Source organism: Marinomonas sp. NPDC078689 (assembly GCF_044542435.1).
GTDB lineage: Bacteria > Pseudomonadota > Gammaproteobacteria > Pseudomonadales > Marinomonadaceae > Marinomonas > Marinomonas arenicola.
This window is the reverse complement of the sequence record NZ_JBITUJ010000005.1, coordinates 210,129-230,284: the sequence shown is the minus strand read 5'-3', so window position 1 is coordinate 230,284 and position 20,156 is coordinate 210,129. Positions and strand designations below refer to the sequence as shown.

At 46.7% G+C, this 20,156-nt stretch carries 16 protein-coding genes; 6 read left to right on the top strand and 10 right to left on the bottom strand.

What is annotated here, in order from left to right; translation table 11 throughout:
• The first annotated feature begins 69 nt into the window (after window positions 1–69).
• On the top strand, window positions 70–819 hold the full coding sequence (locus ACIGBN_RS10850; protein ID WP_396665378.1) for an SDR family oxidoreductase: 750 nt from the start codon (window positions 70–72) through the stop codon (window positions 817–819).
• A gap of 21 nt (window positions 820–840) precedes the next feature.
• On the opposite strand, the gene ACIGBN_RS10845 is transcribed toward ACIGBN_RS10850, so the two are convergent.
• The 7 genes from ACIGBN_RS10845 to ACIGBN_RS10815 form a co-directional block, all read right to left on the bottom strand.
• On the bottom strand, window positions 841–2,484 hold the full coding sequence (locus ACIGBN_RS10845) for a tannase/feruloyl esterase family alpha/beta hydrolase (RefSeq protein ID WP_396665376.1): 1,644 nt from the start codon (window positions 2,482–2,484) through the stop codon (window positions 841–843).
• Window positions 2,485–2,683: 199 nt separating this feature from the next.
• Window positions 2,684–3,574: a heme o synthase gene (cyoE, locus tag ACIGBN_RS10840; protein ID WP_133002306.1), complete on the bottom strand. Its 891-nt coding sequence runs from the start codon at window positions 3,572–3,574 to the stop codon at window positions 2,684–2,686.
• A 57-nt stretch (window positions 3,575–3,631) separates the two neighbouring features.
• Window positions 3,632–3,952, bottom strand: a complete 321-nt coding sequence (gene cyoD, locus ACIGBN_RS10835) for a cytochrome o ubiquinol oxidase subunit IV (protein WP_133002305.1) — start codon at window positions 3,950–3,952, stop codon at window positions 3,632–3,634.
• Window positions 3,952–4,563, bottom strand: coding sequence for a cytochrome o ubiquinol oxidase subunit III (cyoC, locus tag ACIGBN_RS10830; protein ID WP_396665373.1), 612 nt, complete (start codon window positions 4,561–4,563; stop codon window positions 3,952–3,954). Before cyoC ends, cyoD begins: the two co-directional genes overlap by 1 nt.
• A gap of 2 nt (window positions 4,564–4,565) precedes the next feature.
• On the bottom strand, window positions 4,566–6,545 hold the full coding sequence (cyoB, locus tag ACIGBN_RS10825) for a cytochrome o ubiquinol oxidase subunit I (RefSeq protein ID WP_396665371.1): 1,980 nt from the start codon (window positions 6,543–6,545) through the stop codon (window positions 4,566–4,568).
• The gene (cyoA, locus tag ACIGBN_RS10820; protein WP_396665369.1) at window positions 6,545–7,576 is read right to left on the bottom strand and encodes a ubiquinol oxidase subunit II; all 1,032 of its coding nucleotides are present in this window, start codon (window positions 7,574–7,576) and stop codon (window positions 6,545–6,547) included. Before cyoA ends, cyoB begins: the two co-directional genes overlap by 1 nt.
• Window positions 7,577–8,349: 773 nt before the next feature.
• On the bottom strand, window positions 8,350–9,858 hold the full coding sequence (locus ACIGBN_RS10815; RefSeq protein ID WP_396665367.1) for a PLP-dependent aminotransferase family protein: 1,509 nt from the start codon (window positions 9,856–9,858) through the stop codon (window positions 8,350–8,352).
• A 105-nt stretch (window positions 9,859–9,963) separates the two neighbouring features.
• On the opposite strand from ACIGBN_RS10815, the gene ACIGBN_RS10810 reads away from it, so the two are divergent.
• Window positions 9,964–10,611, top strand: coding sequence for a pyridoxamine 5'-phosphate oxidase family protein (locus tag ACIGBN_RS10810; protein ID WP_396665365.1), 648 nt, complete (start codon window positions 9,964–9,966; stop codon window positions 10,609–10,611).
• Between the two features lie 108 nt (window positions 10,612–10,719).
• Here ACIGBN_RS10810 and ACIGBN_RS10805 read toward each other — a convergent pair whose 3' ends face one another.
• Window positions 10,720–13,584, bottom strand: a complete 2,865-nt coding sequence (locus ACIGBN_RS10805; RefSeq protein ID WP_396665363.1) for an FAD-binding and (Fe-S)-binding domain-containing protein — start codon at window positions 13,582–13,584, stop codon at window positions 10,720–10,722.
• A gap of 306 nt (window positions 13,585–13,890) precedes the next feature.
• Between ACIGBN_RS10805 and ACIGBN_RS10800 the strand changes: the two genes are divergently transcribed.
• Entirely contained in the window at window positions 13,891–14,667 is a 777-nt protein-coding gene (locus ACIGBN_RS10800; RefSeq protein WP_396665361.1) for an FCD domain-containing protein, read from the top strand.
• A 108-nt stretch (window positions 14,668–14,775) separates the two neighbouring features.
• Here ACIGBN_RS10800 and ACIGBN_RS10795 read toward each other — a convergent pair whose 3' ends face one another.
• Window positions 14,776–16,083 (bottom strand): MATE family efflux transporter, encoded by a 1,308-nt coding sequence (locus tag ACIGBN_RS10795; RefSeq protein ID WP_396665399.1) that lies wholly within the window; start codon window positions 16,081–16,083, stop codon window positions 14,776–14,778.
• Window positions 16,084–16,489: 406 nt separating this feature from the next.
• On the opposite strand from ACIGBN_RS10795, the gene ACIGBN_RS10790 reads away from it, so the two are divergent.
• Together ACIGBN_RS10790 and ACIGBN_RS10785 are read left to right on the top strand one after the other, a co-directional pair.
• Window positions 16,490–16,693: a hypothetical protein gene (locus ACIGBN_RS10790; RefSeq protein WP_133002297.1), complete on the top strand. Its 204-nt coding sequence runs from the start codon at window positions 16,490–16,492 to the stop codon at window positions 16,691–16,693.
• Window positions 16,694–17,128 (top strand): group II truncated hemoglobin, encoded by a 435-nt coding sequence (locus ACIGBN_RS10785; RefSeq protein ID WP_133002296.1) that lies wholly within the window; start codon window positions 16,694–16,696, stop codon window positions 17,126–17,128. It begins immediately after the preceding gene.
• On the opposite strand, the gene norR is transcribed toward ACIGBN_RS10785, so the two are convergent.
• Window positions 17,125–18,711, bottom strand: coding sequence for a nitric oxide reductase transcriptional regulator NorR (gene norR / locus ACIGBN_RS10780; protein WP_396665358.1), 1,587 nt, complete (start codon window positions 18,709–18,711; stop codon window positions 17,125–17,127). The genes ACIGBN_RS10785 and norR overlap by 4 nt on opposite strands.
• A 209-nt stretch (window positions 18,712–18,920) precedes the next feature.
• Here norR and hmpA point away from each other — a divergent pair, with 209 nt between their 5' ends.
• On the top strand, window positions 18,921–20,114 hold the full coding sequence (gene hmpA, locus ACIGBN_RS10775; protein ID WP_396665356.1) for an NO-inducible flavohemoprotein: 1,194 nt from the start codon (window positions 18,921–18,923) through the stop codon (window positions 20,112–20,114).
• Window positions 20,115–20,156: the final 42 nt, after the last annotated feature.

The following is a 20,156-nucleotide window of genomic DNA, read 5'->3' as shown; positions in this document are numbered from 1 at the left end:
TGCATCATTGTGTTTATTTCGCGTGATTATTCACGCGCAATACTTTGTTTAATTTGAGTCGAGGTTGCCATGCAACAAGCCATTATTTTGATCACTGGAGCCAGCCGTGGGATTGGTGCTGCCACCGCTAAATTAGCGGCGAAACAAGGTTATAGAGTCATTATCAATTACCGTAATGATGCTAACGCCGCAGAAGCGCTTGCCAACGGCATCAAACAAGGTGGCGGGCTTGCGCATTGTCTGCAAGCAGATGTCAGTCAGCCAGATCAAGTGGCCGCGATGTTTGAGCAAATCCGTCAGAACTGGGGCGCAGTTAGTGCCTTGGTGAACAGTGCTGGTATTTTAGATACTCAAGCTCGTTTCGTAGACACCGCGCCTGAGCGCTGGCAGCAAATTTTTCAGACCAATGTCTTTGGCACCATGAGCTGCTGCCAGCAAGCCTTTGCCCATATGGCAAAGAGTACTGGCGGTCAGGGCGGAGCCATTGTGAATCTGTCGTCTATTGCTGCGGTATATGGTTCGCCCAATGAGTACGTGGATTATGCCGCCAGCAAGGGCGCCATCGACACCTTTACCAAAGGCTTTGCCCTTGAAGTGGCTAATGAGGGAATTCGTGTCAATGCAGTCCGCCCAGGGCTCATTTATACCCAAATGCACGCCGAAGGTGGCGAAGCTGGACGTGTCGACCGTCTTGGTCCAACTCTGCCGCTAAAGCGTGGCGGCCAACCAGAAGAAGTCGCCGAAGCCATTATGTGGCTAGTGAGTGAAAAATCCAGCTATACCACAGCCGGTTTTATTGATGTTGGTGGTGGCCGCTAACGCAAACCGCCTTATTTGCTGCTATGGCTTTTTCAGGCAGGCAAACGAACTGGCGAGACGTACATCACCTTGACGATAAATGGCCGTCGTTGGGTACGGGCAAAGAGGGCGTTCTAAGTCGACTATACGTGGGGTTATTTCTGGGTTAGCGGTGCTCGCGGTTGCTATGATACGGTTTGCTGTTTGCTGTTTTTCCACCCAGTTCATCAGCGCTAACAGCGTGTCGAAGCGGCCCAACGAGAGGCCACCTTCACCATGAGGCATGCCCGGAATACGGTATAAGCGAACAAACTGATTCGCTTTGCCGTGCAGATTGAAATCCAGGTCCTGGTACCAGCGAAGGGTGCTTTTGATGGAAAAAACTGGGTCACTATTGCCATGGAAAACAATCATTTTCCCATCATTATGCTGAAACGCAGACAAGGTAGGGTTGTTTACCTCAGGTGAGGCCATAAAGGTCATTGCTGAGTCTGGAAAACGAGAGTCATTGGCGTAAATTTGAGGGGCGTCTTTATCAAAATCAAAGCCGAGTAAATACGCCTCTAGCGCGCTGGGACTCGTACCAGTATGGACCGGAGGCGTCATGAAAATATTCGCTAATGCCGCCGCACCCAAGACACTCGAAGCCGGTTTATCTTGCCAAACGCGGACCCCACTTTGAATTCTCCAGCGGCGCCAATTGGCTGAGCCAATGCCAGAGTCATACACCCAGTCGGAATACAGGGCTTGCCCGTGCGAATTTTTAGGGCCTTGTTGCATGCGCACAATCGCCGCCACTTTTTCTGGCGCCAAACAGTAACGATCAAACTCGCCTTTGCAGGCCAATAATGTCGGTTGGAAATGCCGCTGACAGGCTTCTGAGGCGAAGATCAAATCGTCTTGAATACCATCTAAGCCATCGCACTGTTTAAGCACGCCTTGCGCAAAAACCGCCATGTCTCGTGTGGTTAATGTCTGCGGGCTGAGACGATGAAGTATTTGTGCATCCCATGCGTATTGCAGCGCCGCTTGAGGCAGCTTGATACCAGGGGAGCCAACCAGTAAGCCATTGAACATCTGCGGAAAACGAGACGCCACCACCATGGCAAGTCGTCCACCGTTGCCCTCACCAATGCCATAGCTGTAACGAATCGGGGCGCTGTAATAATGCTGGATGAGTGTTCGCGCCACAGGGTACAGTTTGCGCACCGCATCATAGCCATAATCACGGCGCGCTTGTGGATCACGGGCGAACAATGCTGACCCCACTAGCCCTGCGGTGGAAATGGGTTCTGCATCGTGCCCACCGTTGCTGGAAATGACCGCAAAGCCCCGATTGATGGCATATTGATTGGGCGCTAGACCCGCGACTTTTCCTACCGCAGGCTTTACATAACCATCGTTGCCTTCATTAAACTGATAGGCAAAACGCCCTTGCCAATAGTCCGGCAACCGCAATTCAAACTGTAAGGCATACGGTTTGCCATCTGCGCCGATACGATCGTTCATCTGCCCTTTCACAAGACAAAATGGTGTTAGTGATTGACCATCAGGCAAATAACGCTGAGAACTGATCTGGATGCCTTGTGGCGCTATTGTCGCTAGTCGATCACATGCGATCGCATGCACAAGGGCACTTCCCATCAATAAAGAAAAACACAGTGGCAGCAGAAGAAGTCGTTTCATCACATTGTCCTTGGTCCCGATAGCACAAAGTAGCAAACTGAAGCGGTCAGAGATACCGCGCTATTGTTTATCATAACAGGGCGCAGAGTCCTACTTCTGGACAAGGTGGGGCATGAAAACACTAGGCAATAAAAAACGGGCTAGAAGCCCGTTTTTATAAAGACATTGCTGATAGAAACATCCGCAATAAGAACAAAGATTAGTGCGCTGAGGCGAAGACCAAAAGATCCGCAGGCGTTTTAAAGTCTATCGCCATGGTGACGCTTAACGCAGTCACTGTGATGATAGAAAAGAAAAACACTTGGCGAGCCCAACCGTTCACATCAATGTCCTTACGGTAACCTCGTAGCGCCATCGCTAGCCACCAAAGGCTGGTTGCCAATGCTACGACCATAAAACCAACACCCACATAACCGGTTAACGGCAGCAGTGCAGTCACAATCGCAAACGCGGCTATGTGTAACACGATATGGCGTTTCGCTTTGGTAATACCTTCAGCAACAGGAAGCACTGGGATGTTGGCAGCGGCGTAATCTTTGTAACGAAAGATGGCAATGGCATAAGAATGCGGCATTTGCCAAATACAAAACATCAAAAGAAGAATCGCAGCGCCGGCATCAAATTGACCTGCAGCAGCACAGTACCCAACAACAGGTGGTACCGCGCCAGATAAGCTACCAATCGCCGTTCCGTATACGGATTTGCGCTTAAAGTACATGGTGTATAGGCCAACATATACAAAGTAGCCAAATCCTGCGAAGGAAACAGCAACCCAGTTAGTGAAGTAAACCAATAAGGCCATACCCACTAGACCTAACACAACACCATGGAAAAAAGCGGCTTTACCAGACATTTCACCCGTGACCGTTACTCGGTTACGTGTGCGTTGCATTTTTGCATCTATGTCTCTGTCTACATAGTTGTTAATGGCACAGCCAGAAGCAACAACTAACGACAAGCCAATGACTGTCGCTAGCATAAGAATCCAGTCGATCTCGCCGCGAGAGGCTAATAAGAAGCCTCCCGCAACTGAGATGAGGTTGCCCATAATGATGCCCGGTTTAGTCACCTGTAGGTAACGCTTAAACATCTTTATAGACTCCCATCGACGCGGCTTTTACTCCGCATATTCATCAAATTATTCTGCTTACATCATCATTGCATTGGATGCGTAGATAATCCATACGGATAACGCGACAACCATTACAATAATTACAGCAGCGAATATGAAAGAATAAGTGTCCAACTTGCCTTGGTCAGAGAAGTTCAAGTGAAGGAAGTACTTCAAGTGAACAAAAATTTGAACAATGGCTAACAATATAATTGTTATGTAAGTAGGACCTTTATCAAACGTTTCCGTCATTACCATCCAGAATGGAATGGCTGTCAGAATAACTGACAGCACAAAACCTGTTAGGTAAGACTTAACGCTACCGTGTGTATTTGCTTCAGAAGAATGACCGCTCATTAGATCGCTCCCATCAGATAAACAACGGTGAAAACACAAATCCAGACAACGTCTAGGAAGTGCCAGAACAAGCTTAAGCAGCTTAAGCGTGTCACTGTACGACTACCAAATCCAGACACTACTAACTCAATCATTAGGATGGCCATCCAGATCAAGCCTGCTGTTACGTGCAAGCCGTGTGTGCCGACAAGGGCAAAGAAGGCTGACAAGAAAGCGCTGGCTTGAGGACCATGACCATTGACGATTAAGTGATGGAATTCATAGATTTCCATCGCGATGAAGATAGCACCCAAAAGAAACGTAACAGACAACCAGCTAAGGGTGCCTTTTTTGTTTTTATTGTGCGCGCAAATCATTGCAAAACCGTAAGTGATACTTGAAAGAAGTAGCGCTGCCGTTTCGTAGGCAACGAAGTCTAATTCAAAGATATCTTTGCCTGATACACCACCTGCTGTGTTCATAAAGAGCACAGCGTAGGTAGCGAAGACGGATGCGAATAACAAACAGTCCGTCATCAGGTATAACCAAAAACCAAACACATTATGTGGTGCTGGATCGTGATCGTGATGCTCGTCGTGAGCGTCGTGCGTATTCAAATGTGTAGTGCTCATGATTACCCCTTAGCCACGCTATCTAGATGCGCATTCTCAATACGAGCCACTTCATCTGGTTGAACGTAGTAATCAACGTCTTTGGTATAAGCACGCAGGACAAGAGATACAAAGCCACCAAACAAGCCAAGCGCAGCCAACCACCAAATGTGCCAGATTAAGGCAAAGCCCATCACCGTAATACAACCAGCGATTAAGATACCTGAAGCTGTGTTTTTCGGCATATGGATCGACTCATAACTCTCTTGACGAACATATGCTTCACCTTTCTCTTTCATATCAGTGAATGCATCAAGGCTAGAGATCGTTGGGATTTTAGCAAAGTTATAGTACTGCGGTGGAGATGCAGTAGACCACTCAAGAGTATGACCATTCCATGGATCACCAGTAGTGTCCAAGTTTTGTGCGCGGTCACGGAAGCTGACATACAATTGTAGCAACTGGCAAATAATACCGGCCATGATGATAAACGCACCCACCAAAGCAATGTACAACCAGATGTTCCAGTCAGGGTTATTCGTATGGTTTAGACGACGAGTCATACCTAGGAAACCCAATACATACAATGGTAAGAAGGCTAACAAGAAGCCAATCAACCAGCACCAGAAAGCCGCTTTACCCAACTTAACGTTAAGGTGGAAGCCCATTACTTTAGGGAACCAGAAAGCAAAACCTGCAAGGTATCCAAACACCGCACCACCAATAATTACGTTATGGAAGTGGGCAATCAAGAACAAGCTGTTGTGCAATACATAGTCAGCACCAGGTACAGCAAGCAATACACCTGTCATACCACCGATAGTGAAGGTCACCATGAAACCAAGCGTCCAAAGAACCGGAACGGTAACGCGAAGGCGACCGCGGTACATAGTGAACAACCAGTTAAACAGTTTCACACCCGTCGGTACCGCAATGATCATGGTCATGATACCAAAGAAGGCATTGACGTTGGCACTTGAACCCATGGTAAAGAAGTGATGCAGCCATACGATGAAACCAAGAATGGAAATCGATGCTGTCGCCCAAACCATAGATTTGTAACCGAACAAACGCTTACCAGTAAAGGTAGAGACAACCTCAGAGAAGATACCAAATGCAGGCAGTATAAGGATGTACACCTCAGGGTGACCCCATGCCCAGAACAAGTTGATATACATCATTGAGTTACCACCGCCATCATTCGTAAAGAAGTGGAAGTCTAGGTAACGGTCAAGCGTTAGCATTGCCAATACTGCAGTCAAAATTGGGAAAGAAGCAGCGATCAGGATGTTGGCCCAAGTACAGGTCCAAGTGAAGATCGGCATATCCATCAATTTCATGCCTGGAGCACGCATTTTGAACACAGTTGCCAAGAAGTTAACGGCCGTTAAGGTCGTCCCTATCCCGGATATCTGCAGTGCCCATATGTAGTAATCAACCCCCACGTCCGGACTGAACTGCAACCCGGCCAATGGCGGATACGCCACCCAACCTGTTTTTGCAAACTCACCCACGAAAAGAGAGATGTTGATTAGGATCGCACCACCAGCCGTTAGCCAGAAGCTAAGGTTGTTTAGGAACGGGAAGGCAACATCACGCGCACCAATCTGTAGTGGTACAACAATGTTCATCAAACCAATCATAAATGGCATTGCCATAAAGATGATCATGATGACACCGTGCGCCGTAAAGACTTGGTCATAGTGATGGGGCGGTAGGTAACCTGGGTCACCATTGGTCGCCAATGCGAGCTGCAAACGCATCATAATAGCGTCCGAGAATCCTCGAAGCAGCATGATAAGCGCAAGTACTATGTACATTACACCTAGACGTTTGTGGTCAATAGACGTAATCCAGTCGCGCCATAACACACCTAGCAAGTTGTACTTGATAAGCAAATAAGCAAGCGCTATTGCACCAACCACAATGGCACTAAATGTTCCGACCAAAATTGGTTCATGGTATGGAATCGCGTCTAACGATAATTTACCTAGAATAGACATTACTTGTCTTCCTCCACGTGTTCAGGCGATTCATGGCTCATTTCACTATGATTCATGCTGCCGTGGTCCATATCGCTATGATCCATGCTGCCTTTAATCATTGTAGAATCAAAAGGGGTGCCTTTTAGAAGCTCAACTTTGCCGTGATCTTTCATGAATTTCATGACATTGTCATGGAAGATGCCTGGTTTGATTGAGTTGTAGTACTGAACAGGAGTCGCTACATGTACATGATGAGGATCGGCATCATACTCAGCAAGCTTGTCATAAGACGCTTGATCCAAGATGGCATGATTAATTACATCGCCATGAGTACCTGCTTTCACACCTTCAACCCAAGCTTCAAAATCCGCTTCAGTTGGAGTAGCGATGGCTTCAAACTTCATTCCACTGAAACCAGCGCCGCTGTAGTTTGCAGAGAAACCTTGGTAAGTACCAGGCTCGTTTGCAATCAAGTGCAGCTTAGTCACCATGCCAGCCATTGAGTAAATTTGACTACCCAATTGCGGAATGAAGAACGAGTTCATAGTTCCTTCTGAAGAAAGTTTGAATGAAACAGGAACATCGGTTGGGAATACCAACTTGTTCACGGTCGCAATTCCTTGCTCTGGATAGATAAATAACCACTTCCAGTTCATAGAAACGACTTCTACCGTGATATGTTCTTTATCAGACTTCAACGGTTTATAAGGGTCTAGTGCGTGGGTAGATTTCCAAGTAATTACGCCCAAAATTAGGACGATAATAATTGGAACTGCCCAACATACAGCTTCGATTTTAGTGGAGTGGGACCACTTAGGTTCGTAGATCTCATCACGACCTTCACGATATTTCCAAGCGAAATAAAGCGTTAAGAAGATCACTGGGATCACAACAAGTAGCATTAAAACGGTTGATACAATGATCAACTGCTTTTCATCAACGCCAACTTGCCCTTTTGGATCAAGCACGCCACCTTGGCAACCAGCAAGCAAGCCTACTGTAATAGCCAACGCGATTTTACTTAGGATACGAGTTAACAAAAGAATCATCCTCTAACCCTGAGGTTCACAACACTGCATCTTTACCATTAAAAATGCAGAACGAAAAATCCGGCCTAGACCGGGCATTTCAGCAAAGATGCTCCGCACACTGAAATCAGTATTACAAAGACCCCTACTTCATTAATGTATATTAACGAGGCAAATGTCTTGTTGGATCACCTAAATCTGAAAAAGGGTGCTCTATTTCATCCTGTCGTGGGCCGTGCCTCAACACGAACCAACTGCTCTATTAAAGAGTCATCACGATTAATCAAGAAGGCCATTTTTTGGCGAGCTAGGTTGATATTTGCATTTGTGCGCCAATATCTAACCAATAAATAGGTAACGTTTGTGCTGATTAACAGCACCGACGTAAAAATAGGGGAATTGAGAAGGTGCGCTTGTGTTGGAGGGATAAGAAAAGTCACAACGCAGAGCGTGATAACGGAAAACGACAGGCACCACAAAGCTGTCAACCAAGTAGGTGACATTTGCTGAGAAAGTAGCGCTTTCTTATGCAAACTATTTTGTAGTGAGTTCAATTTCTCGTCCAAAATTATCAAGTATTAACCGCGTAATAACCGTGTTTTCTGTATTACACTCATTCTAGTGCGCGGAATATATCAAAAATTATACAATCGCACAAAGTGTAGTTTAGCCTTTGTCGGCATTCGCTTCACGGCCTTTTTATAAAAAAGCGCCTTATTGATCATAACGAAGGCTTATGCTGACCATTCAACTTACGTTATAAAGAAGATTCCTGACGATTGTAAGACCAAGCGTCATTCATTGTGGTCTAAAAACCATTTTTTTAGCACATTAATGGACTGGCGCATTGTTGCAATTGATGATCCACTAAAACCTAGAACAAAGCCTTGGCGTTGATAACTAATTGAAAAATGTCGCGTTAGTGGTGACAAAACAACCCCTTCCTTTACTAAATCCTGCGCAATTTCTCTGTCCCATTTAATATCTTCTCTTGCCTGTAACCAGTCTGGTTTTATTTCCAACAAGATGTGCATCCCTCCTTGCGGCTTTTGCCACTCACACCACAAAGCCAGTTGCTCAGTTAATATTGTCAGCAATGCGTCGCGCTTTAGTCGGTAATGCCGACGCATCCGATTAATATGTCGATCAAACCCTCCGCGGTGCATGAAGTCCGCAACCGCGGGCTGGATCGGCAAAGAGGCAGAAAAGCCTATCGTGCGCTGACTTTCATTAAGCTGTGCTATATGACCCTGTGGCGACACGATAAAGCCTAATCGTAGGCCACGGAAAAGCACCTTAGAAAAACTGCCAATAAAGAAGGTGCGATCAATGGCGTCTTTATGCAAAGAGGCCGTTTGCATAAAAGGCACATCGACTCGACCTTGGTAGACAAACTCGTTGTCATAATCGTCTTCAATCAACCACCAATTCTGCGTTCTGGATTGTAGGCGCTGTAACCATTGTTGGCGACGTAAGGAGCTCATGCTTATCCCTAGCGGATACTGCCTATTCGGGGTCAACAGCGCCACATTCGTGACCTGCTGCGTCGCGTCTTTTGTCGGCACCAACAAGGCGCCTTCGTCATCGACTGGAATAAAAGAAAGCGGCCCTTGCTGCGACAGAACTTCTCGTATCGGCGGATAAGTAGGATCTTCGGCCCACCAAGCTATCTTTCCTAGAGCAGACTCACCGACGGAAGAGTCAAGAGAGTCGGGGGGGAGCGCCAAACAAGACAGGGCATGATGTAACAACATCAAGCTGTCTCGGCTTCCTGCTGTCACGATAATTTGCTCAGGTACACAGCTTAATCCGCGAACGCGGTAAAGGTAATCAACAATGGCGACTTTCAGCTCGGGTAACCCAGTATGATACTGTCCTTGCAGCACCGCAGGGTCTGGCGCCAACCAACTACGACGCATGCTGGCCGCCCACTCTTTATTCGGGAAGACATCCACATCCACCCCAGAATCAAACGTCCATTGCAGCGCAGGCTCTGCTGGCGGTACCACAATCTTGTCCTCTTCTCGCTTCGCCTGCCTGACAATAGGCTGGGCAGCCACAAAGACACCGCGTTTTTCCTCGCTTAACAAAATGCCTTCCGCGACCAAATGTTCGTACGCTTTGGAGGTAGTGCTTCGAGAAACACCTAAGGTAATGGCGAGCGCCCGTGACGATGGCAACTTATCACCAACCGATAACTCACCCGAGACAATGCCTTGCTGGATCTGGGTCATCAGTTGCTGATAATAGGCGGCGCCGCCTTCATCCAAAGAAAAGCGCAAACTGGCAATGGCGTGCTTCATATCTGGCCTGCTTATTTATCTATATTCTGGCTATTTTTATAAATACCAGATCACTCTAGAGTCTTGTTATAGCCAGTCACTTAACAAGACACAAGAAGAGAAATCATGCCCCAGACTTTAGAAACGCCACTTAGCAAAGTAAAACGCGGCCCGAACAGAGCACAGTACGACCCAGAGACCGCCTTTCGCATCATTGATGACACACTAATGTGCCATGTGGGACAGAGCAAAAACGGCCAGGTGTTTGTCACACCCACTTGCCATTGGCGTGAGGGGGAATACTTTTATTGGCATGGGCATGCGAAAGCAAGAAACATCAAGGCGCCGATCGATGATGCAGAGAAAGTTTGCATTAATATTTGCCAGCTAGATGGCTTAGTGATGGCGCGCTCAGCCATGCACCATTCTGTCAATTACCGTTCAGTAACCTTGTTTGGCGTTCCTGAATTAATTGAAAACACGGATGAAAAGATCCGTCAGTTTAAAATCTTCCTCGATAAAGTTAGCCCTGGTCGTTGGGATGCGCTCAGGCCGATCAATGACATTGAAATCAAAGCGACAGGCTTATTAAGAATCAAAATAGAAGAGGCGTCGATTAAAGTTAGAGCGGAACCTCCTGTGGATGACCCAGACGACAATGATTGGCCGGTTTGGGCTGGCGTAGTGCCGCTGCAACAGCAATGGGGGCCGCTAGAGCAAGACCCGATACAACAAGCGTCATTTGCGCTGCCCACGAACCCGAACGCATTCTAAATAAACCCGCATAAAGATAAGTGGTTATTGATATAGCCACTTATCTTTATAAAAAGTATCCGCTGCAGGCACCCATGGGCATCTTAGCTCGATATCGCGAGCAATCCGTTACTGGCAAGGCTGACTCAACTCATCAACTAGATAGACAATCGACTGATAATCCAACCCGCTGTGCTCACTTAAACCAATTTCACACGTCCGGCTATTCGAGTAACCAGCGTCACACCCTTCGACTGCTTTAGATAACGTTTTTAAGGCACTTGCATTCAGTTCAGGGGTAGAGAATCCCTTGTCACCAGCGAAACCACAACACGTAATATCAGCAGGAATCACCACTTCGTCCGCTAGTTGATGCGCTAACGCGACAAAACTATCCGCTAAGCCCATACGAGTAGTGCTGCAGGTAACGTGCACCGCAATACGCGCTGACTTTTTGCTGATCTGTAAATGTGGCAAAGCAAACTCATTGATAAATGACACCTGCTCGTACAGCTTCAGTTTCTCGTCCAAGGTTTCTTTCATACGCAGCAAACAAGGGCTGGTATCGCAGACAATTGGGTAGCGACCATTCTCACTGGCGGCTAATAACGATGTATTGAGATCGTTCGCTTTCTGCTCCGCGACAGCGAACTGCCCTTTGCTCTGAAAAGCCAAACCACAGCAGCTACTTTCTACGCCGTCGGGAATAATCACGCGATATCCTGACTTTTTCAGCACACTCAACATCACTTCCATAACAGGGCGCTGATCTTTAGACTCAGGGCCACTGCCCATTACTCGAGTCGCACAGCTGGGTAAATACACAACCGTAAGTTGGTCACTCTGAGTGGCGCTACAATCATTGTTTTCAAGCAAGTTTTTCAGTGGGATTGACGCCTTCGGCATCGTCGACCGCCATTTTGGGACCACGCCGCCCGAGACGGCATTCGCAATCCCTGTGATGGCTTTCATACCACCATCACCAACGACTCGTTTCATAGTCGCAGCAGAAGCCAGTCCAAAGCGCGCGGTTTTAGTCACCCCTTCAAAATGATCACCGATCCAATAGCCGACTTTATTATCTGGATGACGATCGTGTCGTAATTCTCGCGTTAAATCGCCGGTATTAATACCAACTGGGCACTGCATAGAACACAGCCCACAGCCAGCACAAGTATCAACACCTTGATAATCATAGTCTTTTTTCAATAGAGCTAAGCGTTCCGCTTGGTCGCCTGCCGCGCTGAGCCGTTGAATTTCACGCCATATCACGATGCGTTGACGAGGGGTCAAGGTCAGGGATTTAGAAGGGCAAGAGGATTCACAAAAACCACACTCAATGCAGGTATCCACCTTGTCATTGGCTTTGGGCAACGGCTTAAGATTTTGTACGTGCAAGTTCGCATTGTGGGTCAAAATTACATCTGGATTCAGCAGGCTATCGGGATCGAAAGCTCGCTTGATTTCCCACATGATGTCATACGCTTCTTGACCCCACTCTAGGGACACATAAGGCGCCATGTTTCGGCCAGTCCCATGTTCGGCTTTTAATGAACCTTGATATTTTACGGCCACCAACTGGGCAACTTCATCCATGAGTTTTTCATAACGAATCACTTCGGCTGGTGCATCAAAGCCTTGCGTAAACACAAAGTGCAAGTTGCCTTCTAAAGCATGACCAAACAAGATCGCCTCGTCATAACCATGTTTATGGAAGACGCCCTGCAGTTCCAAAACGCCTTCTGCTAATTGCTCAACAGGGAAGGCCACGTCTTCAATGATCACTGTGGTGCCAACAGGACGAACCGCGCCTACAGCGGGGAATAGCCCTTTGCGAATTTTCCAATAAGAATCGTAAATCGCTTTTTCTTGTGTGAATTCAATTGGGTTGATCGGTTCAGAGTGGCAAAGCGACGCAGAAACTTGTTCAAGATGACGTAACAACTCCTGTTGATCTGAGGCTCGTACATCAATCAATAAGCCTGCCGCTTTATCGCCCAGCGAAGAAAGCATGTCTGGCATACCGGGTTTGCCTTCGACCGCTCGTAATCCCGCTCGGTCAATCAGCTCAACAGCGGCCACTGGAGCACTTTTTAATGCGGTTACTGCACGGCATGTGACTTCCATGTCTTCAAAAAACAACATGGTGGCGGCTTTGACGGGGTGATCCACGACCGTTTGATAGGTCACTTCGCTTAAGAAGCCTAATGTGCCCTCAGAACCAATCATTAAATGCAGCAAAATATCGAATGGATCTTGATAATCCACCAAGCTGTTTAGACTGTATCCCGTTGTATTCTTAAGACGGTATTTGTGTCTTATTTTATCCGCAAGCGCCGTATTACTGCGGGTTTTCTCACCCAATTCCGCTAAGGTTTCGAGTAAATGGGCATGGGTTTGGGCAAAGCTTGCTTTACTTGCCTCATCGGCGGTGTCGAGAAGCGTGCCGTCGGCCAATAAGATGCGAGCGCTTTGGATGGTGTTATAGCTGTTTTGCGCGGTACCGCAACACATGCCACTGGCATTATTCGCCGCTATCCCACCAATCATACACGCATTAATAGACGCTGGATCAGGGCCTATTTTACGCTGAAAAGGCGCCAATAATTGATTCGCACGAGCACCGATAACCCCTGGTTGCAACGAAATAATCTGCCCGTGTTGATGGATTCTATGACCTTTCCAATTATCCGAAAGTTGGATCAAGATGGATTCTGTTACCGCTTGACCTGACAGACTAGTGCCCGCCGCGCGAAAGGTAACAGGAAGACTTCTCCGCTTCGCCTCTTTTAATACCAAACGAACTTCTGCTTCGTCATTAACACGGACCACTAATTGCGGAATCAAGCGATAGAAGCTGGCGTCTGTGCCGTACGCCAAGGTACGCAACGGATCACGGATCAAACGGTCGTCATCAATGGTCTTTGTTAACTCTCGATACAAGTCTAAATAGAGAGGGTGGGTATTTTGTGAGGTTAATAATGGAGAAGTCATAACAATGCATCCCAAGGCGTATGAGGCCAACTTACTGTTATTATTTTGGTCATTTAAACGAATAAACAACTAGACAGAGATCGTACAAAATAATAAATTGGTAATACCAATTTACCTTGTAAAACTGAGCTACAATAAAAACCCTGCTAGCATTTGTCAACCTATACAATAGTAGTGAGTTAGCGGATTTTAGCGTCATTTAATATTGGTTTGACCACTTTTAATGTTATCAACAGATACGCATTCTCTCGGTCGCTCAGCACTGTCAAACAAGGCTTAACTTACTAAATGAAAGAAAGGCAGCTCATGGAAACCAATCGCTTTGCCCTCGTGAAACAACCTAAAATCTCAGACATCATTATGCAGCAGTTAGAAAGCATGATTTTAGAAGGCAGCTTCACCCCAGGTCAAAAACTGCCACCGGAGCGAGAGTTGGCGACGCGGTTTGAAGTGTCGCGTCCCTCGTTAAGAGAAGCGATTCAGAAATTGATTGCGCGCGGTATCCTCTACAGCCGACACGGTGGCGGCACTTACGTATCAGATCAAATAGGCAGCTCGTTTGCCGACCCTCTTCACGACTTACTCAGCGCTCATGACGAGTTTTTATACGATCAACTTGAGTTTCGAGATGCTCTAGAAAGTCTGTCTGCCTATTACGCGGCACACCGTAGTACCGATGCGGACAAAGCCCGATTAAGCCAATGTTTTCATCAATTAGAAGAAGCAAATCAGCAGCAAGATTTTGCCTTAGAAGCGAAACTAGACGCGGAATTTCATATGATTATCGCCGAATCTGCGCATAACGTCGTATTACTTCACACCTTGCGCAGTCTGTTTTCAATTCTAGCCAGCAGCATTTCGGCTAACTTAAAAAACCTCTTTGAAAAGAAGGCTGCGCGCAAGCTGATTATGGATCAACACCGAGCCATGTATGAGGCCATCATCGCTGGGAACGCCGAAAGCGCTCGCGACGCCGCGCATGCACATCTTGTTTTTGTGGAAGAAAATTTGCTCAAAATGCGCCAAGAAGAAACCCGTATTCAACGTTCACTCAGGCGCAACGAAAGCCTCAGCCCACAATAAAACTAGGCTCAACAAATACTAGGCTCAACGCCTGCTAAACCGCTGAATTTAGCAGGCTTTCAATCCAGAAATAGGGTTGAGCCCGAAGGCCAGCCACGGCCAGATAAGCTAGTCGCTGACGGCCTTCGACTGATTACTAAACCAAACCCCGGTTTTCATATTTTGCCGATAGCACCAATACAAGGTGAGTCCACGGGCAACAAATAACAGCGCTTGGCTAAGCCACAAGCCATGATTCCCCAATCCTTGAGTCAAATACCAAGAAGGGAAAAAGACGCCGATAACACACACTATCATGGTGTTTTGCATCTGCTTTACACTGGTAGTGCCAACAAAAACACCATCCAGCATAAAAGACCAAATACCCAACAGAGGAAAAATAATAAGCCAAGGTAGGTACAGAGCAGCATCGTCTCTAACTGACTGAACGCTGGTTAATAACCCTATGATTCCATTACCAAAAACCCAAAAAATAACCACAAGGATTAGCGCAGCAAGAAGCGCCCAATAGGTGGAAAGGCGCAATACTTTTTGAAATGAGGCTTTATCCTTGCGACCATAGTACTCACCGCAAAGCGCTTCAACAGAGAAGGCAAAGCCATCTAAGCCATTGGAAATAATCATTAAAAATGTCAGTAATACGGCATTGGCCGCCAACACAGAATCCCCTTGGCGAGCGCCTTGCGCGGTGAAAAATAGCATCACCAGCAACAACAGAATCGTGCGCACAAACAGATAGCGGTTTACCCGAATCAACGCCATGTATTCACGCCATTTTGCCAACGCTTTAAGTGGCACATGACCGCTGAAACCTTTTAGCTTATGCCACGCAATTACCCCAGCCACAGTCACGCCAATATAATGCGCAAAAACAGTTGCCCAAGCGACGCCATCACTGGCCATACCTAAGCCATAGACGGCAATATAATCCAACACCATATTGGCCAGATTAATGATCAATAACATCCACAGTGGGCCTTTGGAATACTGCACCCCAAAGAACCACCCCATTAAGGCGTACCCTGCTAGTACCGCCGGTGCGCTAAAAATTCTCGCCTCACAATATAAACGAGCCCAAGGTTCTACGTCGGCACTCGGTGCCATCAGGGTGATGGCCAAGTCAATAATAGGGTGACGGAAAAGAATCAGCATTAAGCCAATGAATACCCCCATCAAAATAGACTGCAACAAGAGCTCTCGTACACGCCGCTCATCGCCTTGGCCTAACGCTTGCGCCGTCAGCCCAGTTGACCCCATGCGCAAAAAGCCAAATGCCCAAAACAAAAAGCTAAAAATACTCGCGCCAATCGCCACCGCTCCTAGGTGAGTCGCGGTGCCTAAATGCCCAACAACCGCCGTATCCACAAGCCCTAATAATGGCGTTGTGATATTGGAGATCATAGGAGGCCAAGCCATACGCCAGATTTTCTGATGTAAGGCGGCATCGCTTTTATAAGAGTGGATAATCTGTTGAAAACTTAATAACGGCACCAGAATCACAACCTTGTGGATATTTTTGACATTGTGGATAAAAGTTTGCCCACATTGCATAGCGAATTTGATTTTCAATGTGGGTAATTTGCCTAGTTATACACAAATAGCCACTTTATAAGGGAAATAGTGCCGTATTTTAACCGTGATCGAGGTCTTTGGGGGCATTTTTCTCTTATATTTGGGAATAAGCCTATTTTACCCCCCAATAAGTTTTGTTCACTCATATTCGGTTTTTTATGGGATAAGTGATGCTTTTTTCCACAACTAGGACTACAACGCGGATAAATTTTGTTAAACTCGCGCTTATTTTTTATGCACCGGAGACACTATGAAAAAGCAACTTAGACCTTGGTTAGAAGGATTGGCCGTAGGTTGTGTGTTTATCAGCATCACCATGCTGTTTCAAATTCCACTGTATATGAGTTTTATTATTGGTGCTTTGGCCGCACTTGGCGGTTACCGCAATTCGATTAAGATGGATCGTGCTAAAAACGACAAAAAAACCGATAGCAGCACATCGGATTCAGAGTAAATGACAGATTCTTTTCGTCCACCTTATGGCGAAGGCGATGGAACATTGCAAGCCGTCGGTGGATTATCGGGGCTGCAAACATTGGTCGAAACCTTCTATCGGCTAATGGAAAATACGCCAGAATTTCGGCCGTTATTCGACATGCACCCCAATAACATCGAGCTGACTATTGAAAAACTCGTGGCTTTCTTATCCGGTTGGATGGGAGGAGAACGTTTATTTTCGAAAAAATTTGGCCCCATTAGCCTACCGCAAGCCCATGCTCACTTGGTCGTCACCGAGAAGGAAAAGGCCATGTGGCTCAATTGCATGGAAGCGGCGTTAATCGAGCTAGGTTACCAAGACGAACTACGCGCTTATTTGCTTACTAAGCTTGAGTTTCCTGCAGAGCGGGTCCGTCAAGTCAGTGCTGCCCGCCATGGTCATAGCGACTAACTTTTTATTTCCTTTCCTACACTGATGCCTAAACGCTTGGCTAATCGTGTCAAATTGGCACGATCCATCGCTAAAGAGCGCGCGGCTTGCGACCAGTTTCCATGTGCTGCTTCCAGTGCATGGCGAATTCTATCCTTTTGATATCGCTCGGTTTCTAGTCGTAAGTCGATAGGTTCAAAGCCTGCTTCTTGAGGTGATTCAAGCGCGGTTTCTGTTGTTTGTACCTTTTCTTGATAAGAGTTATCAACCTGTAACCCTGTTAGATGCTGCGGCGTAATAATAGTGATGCCTGTGGGCGCATCCGCTTTAGCAAATAGGGCAGCCCGAGAAATAACATGCTCTAACTCTCGAACGTTTCCAGGCCAATGGTACGCTTCTAACAAGGAGATGGCGGCGGCCGACAACGTCAGCTGTTGAAGTCCGAGTTTGCGGCGAAAACTTTCGGCAAAAAAGCCCGCTAATAGAGGAATGTCACCTTGCCGTTCTTTTAATGAAGGCACTTGAATAGGAAAAACGCTAAGTCGATGAAAAAGGTCTGAGCGAAAACGATGCTCTGCCACTTCTTGCTCTAGTCGTCGGTTGGTCGCCGCGATAATACGAACGTCGACTTTGCGAATATCGTCCTTACCTACCGCTTGTATCTCTTGGTTTTGAATCGCTCTTAACAAACTGCCTTGAACTTCTAGTGGCAGCTCTCCAATCTCATCGAGAAAGAGGGTGCCTCCATCCGCTAAGACAAACTTGCCTTCGCGATCACGATCGGCGCCGGTGAACGCGCCTTTTACGTGTCCGAACAGCTCACTTTCAATCAAATTCTGCGGGATAGCGGCACAATTCACATACACCATGGGCAAATTGCTGCGATTGGAAGCATGATGCAAAGCGCGCGCGACCAGCTCTTTACCAACCCCGGTTTCACCTTCAATCAAAATGGCAAAATCAGAAGGAGCAACCAACTTAATCGCTTGATAAAGCGTTTTCATAACATCACTTTGACCGATCATTTCATGGCCATCGTTGACTCTTGACTGCTCGTTCATCGCTTGCAAAGCATGCTCTGCTCGTTGTGACTTTGCTTCTAGCTGCTCCATTAAAATCGCAGTATTCAACGTCATCGCCGCCATGGTGCCAATGATTTCAAGCGCTCGCGAATCAATATCATCAAACACATTCGGAGTAATGCTGTCTAACGTCACCACGCCAATCAGAGTGCCATCCAAGTACAAAGGCACACCCATACAAGAATGCACCCGCAGATGCTCATCGTGACCAAGCACCATGCCATCATAAGGGTCGGGCAAAGCGGAATCAGCAGGAAATCGAACCGGATAATGACCCGCACAGATTTCACGCAAGCGTGGGTGCTCTGCAATGGTAAAACGACGCCCCATTAGGTCTTCCGACAACCCCCGTTGAGCTATCGGTGTCAACACACCATGATGATGTATCAATAGCACCACAGCATCACAATTAATCGTTGCTCGAACCGCATACACTAGCTGTTCAAATCGATTAGTCTGTGTGACTGCACTCGCCAAATCGAGGGCAAAACTCAGCAAGGCATTGTTGGACACCTGATTCATTCTTTTTCCCTATCAACCCATTAATCTTGAGTCATTTTGACACAGAAGAAACTAAATGACCTATTTTTATTTAGGTCTAAATGACTCACTTTTAAAATATAAAATCGTAAAACATTGAAATATATGAATTTATTTTATTGGCACGCCTTTCGCAATAGAAGGAGTAATTGATATTTAACGACGACATTTCAGTAGAAAGGAGCACCACAATGCTATCGCAGAAACACATAGATACAGTAAAAGCGACTATCCCATTACTCGCCTCTGCCGGACCAGCCATTACTGAGCATTTTTACAAACGTATGTTTAAACACAACCCAGAGCTAAACGATGTGTTTAACATGACCAACCAAAAAACAGGCCGCCAACCTGCTGCCTTGTTCAATGCGATTGCCGCTTACGCCACACATATCGACAACTTAGAAGTGCTCACAAGCGCCGTTATGCGCATTGCTCACAAACACACAAGTTTCAACATCCAACCAGACCAATACGACATTGTTGGTCATCACTTGATTGAGACCTTGCGTGAACTTGCTCCTGAAGCCTTCACTCAAGACGTAGAAGAAGCTTGGGTCGCCGCCTACGGTCAATTGGCTGAAATCTTCATCAAAGTGGAAGGCGATTTGTACGAGAAAAATGCCGCAGAAACCGGTGGCTGGAAAGATTTCCGTCAGTTCCGCGTGGCGTCTAAAACCCCAGAGTCTGAATTGGTAACTAGCTTTGTGTTAGAGCCTGTCGATGGTAAAGCAGTGATCGATTACACACCAGGTCAGTACCTTGGCATTAAAGTTCACCCTAAAGGCAACCAGTACGAAGAGATTCGTCAGTATTCTTTGTCTACTACTGCCAACGGCAAAAGCTACCGCATTAGCGTTAAACGTGAAGGCAGCGATGATATGGCAGGCGTCATGTCTAACTACTTACACGATCACATCAATGTCGGCGACATTGTCGAAGCCATGCCACCAGCGGGTGATTTTATCTTCGAAGATAAAGCAAAACCTGTGGTATTGATTTCTGGAGGCGTTGGCTTAACCCCTATGCAAGCGATGTTGGATACCTTCGCGAAACAAGGTTACCGCCAACCAATTAGCTACTTACACGCTTGTGCTCACGAAGGTCAGCATTCGTTTAAAGCGCACGTAAGCAGCGTTAAAGCGCAGTTGCCTCAACTGTCTGTTCATACTTGGTATGAACGTGCTAGAGAAACAGAAGAGGGTGTGTACGAAGGCAATATGCAACTTGCAGACATCCAAGATGAACTGCCATTAAGCGAAGGGGATTTTTACCTTTGTGGTCCAGTGGGCTTTATGATGTTCGTGAAACAGCAATTGCTCACACTGGGCGTTGAAGCGGATCGAATTCATTACGAATTATTTGGCCCACATCAAGACGTTTAAGAGTGTGGTAGCAACCGCTTCTGCCCATTAGAAGCGGTTCAG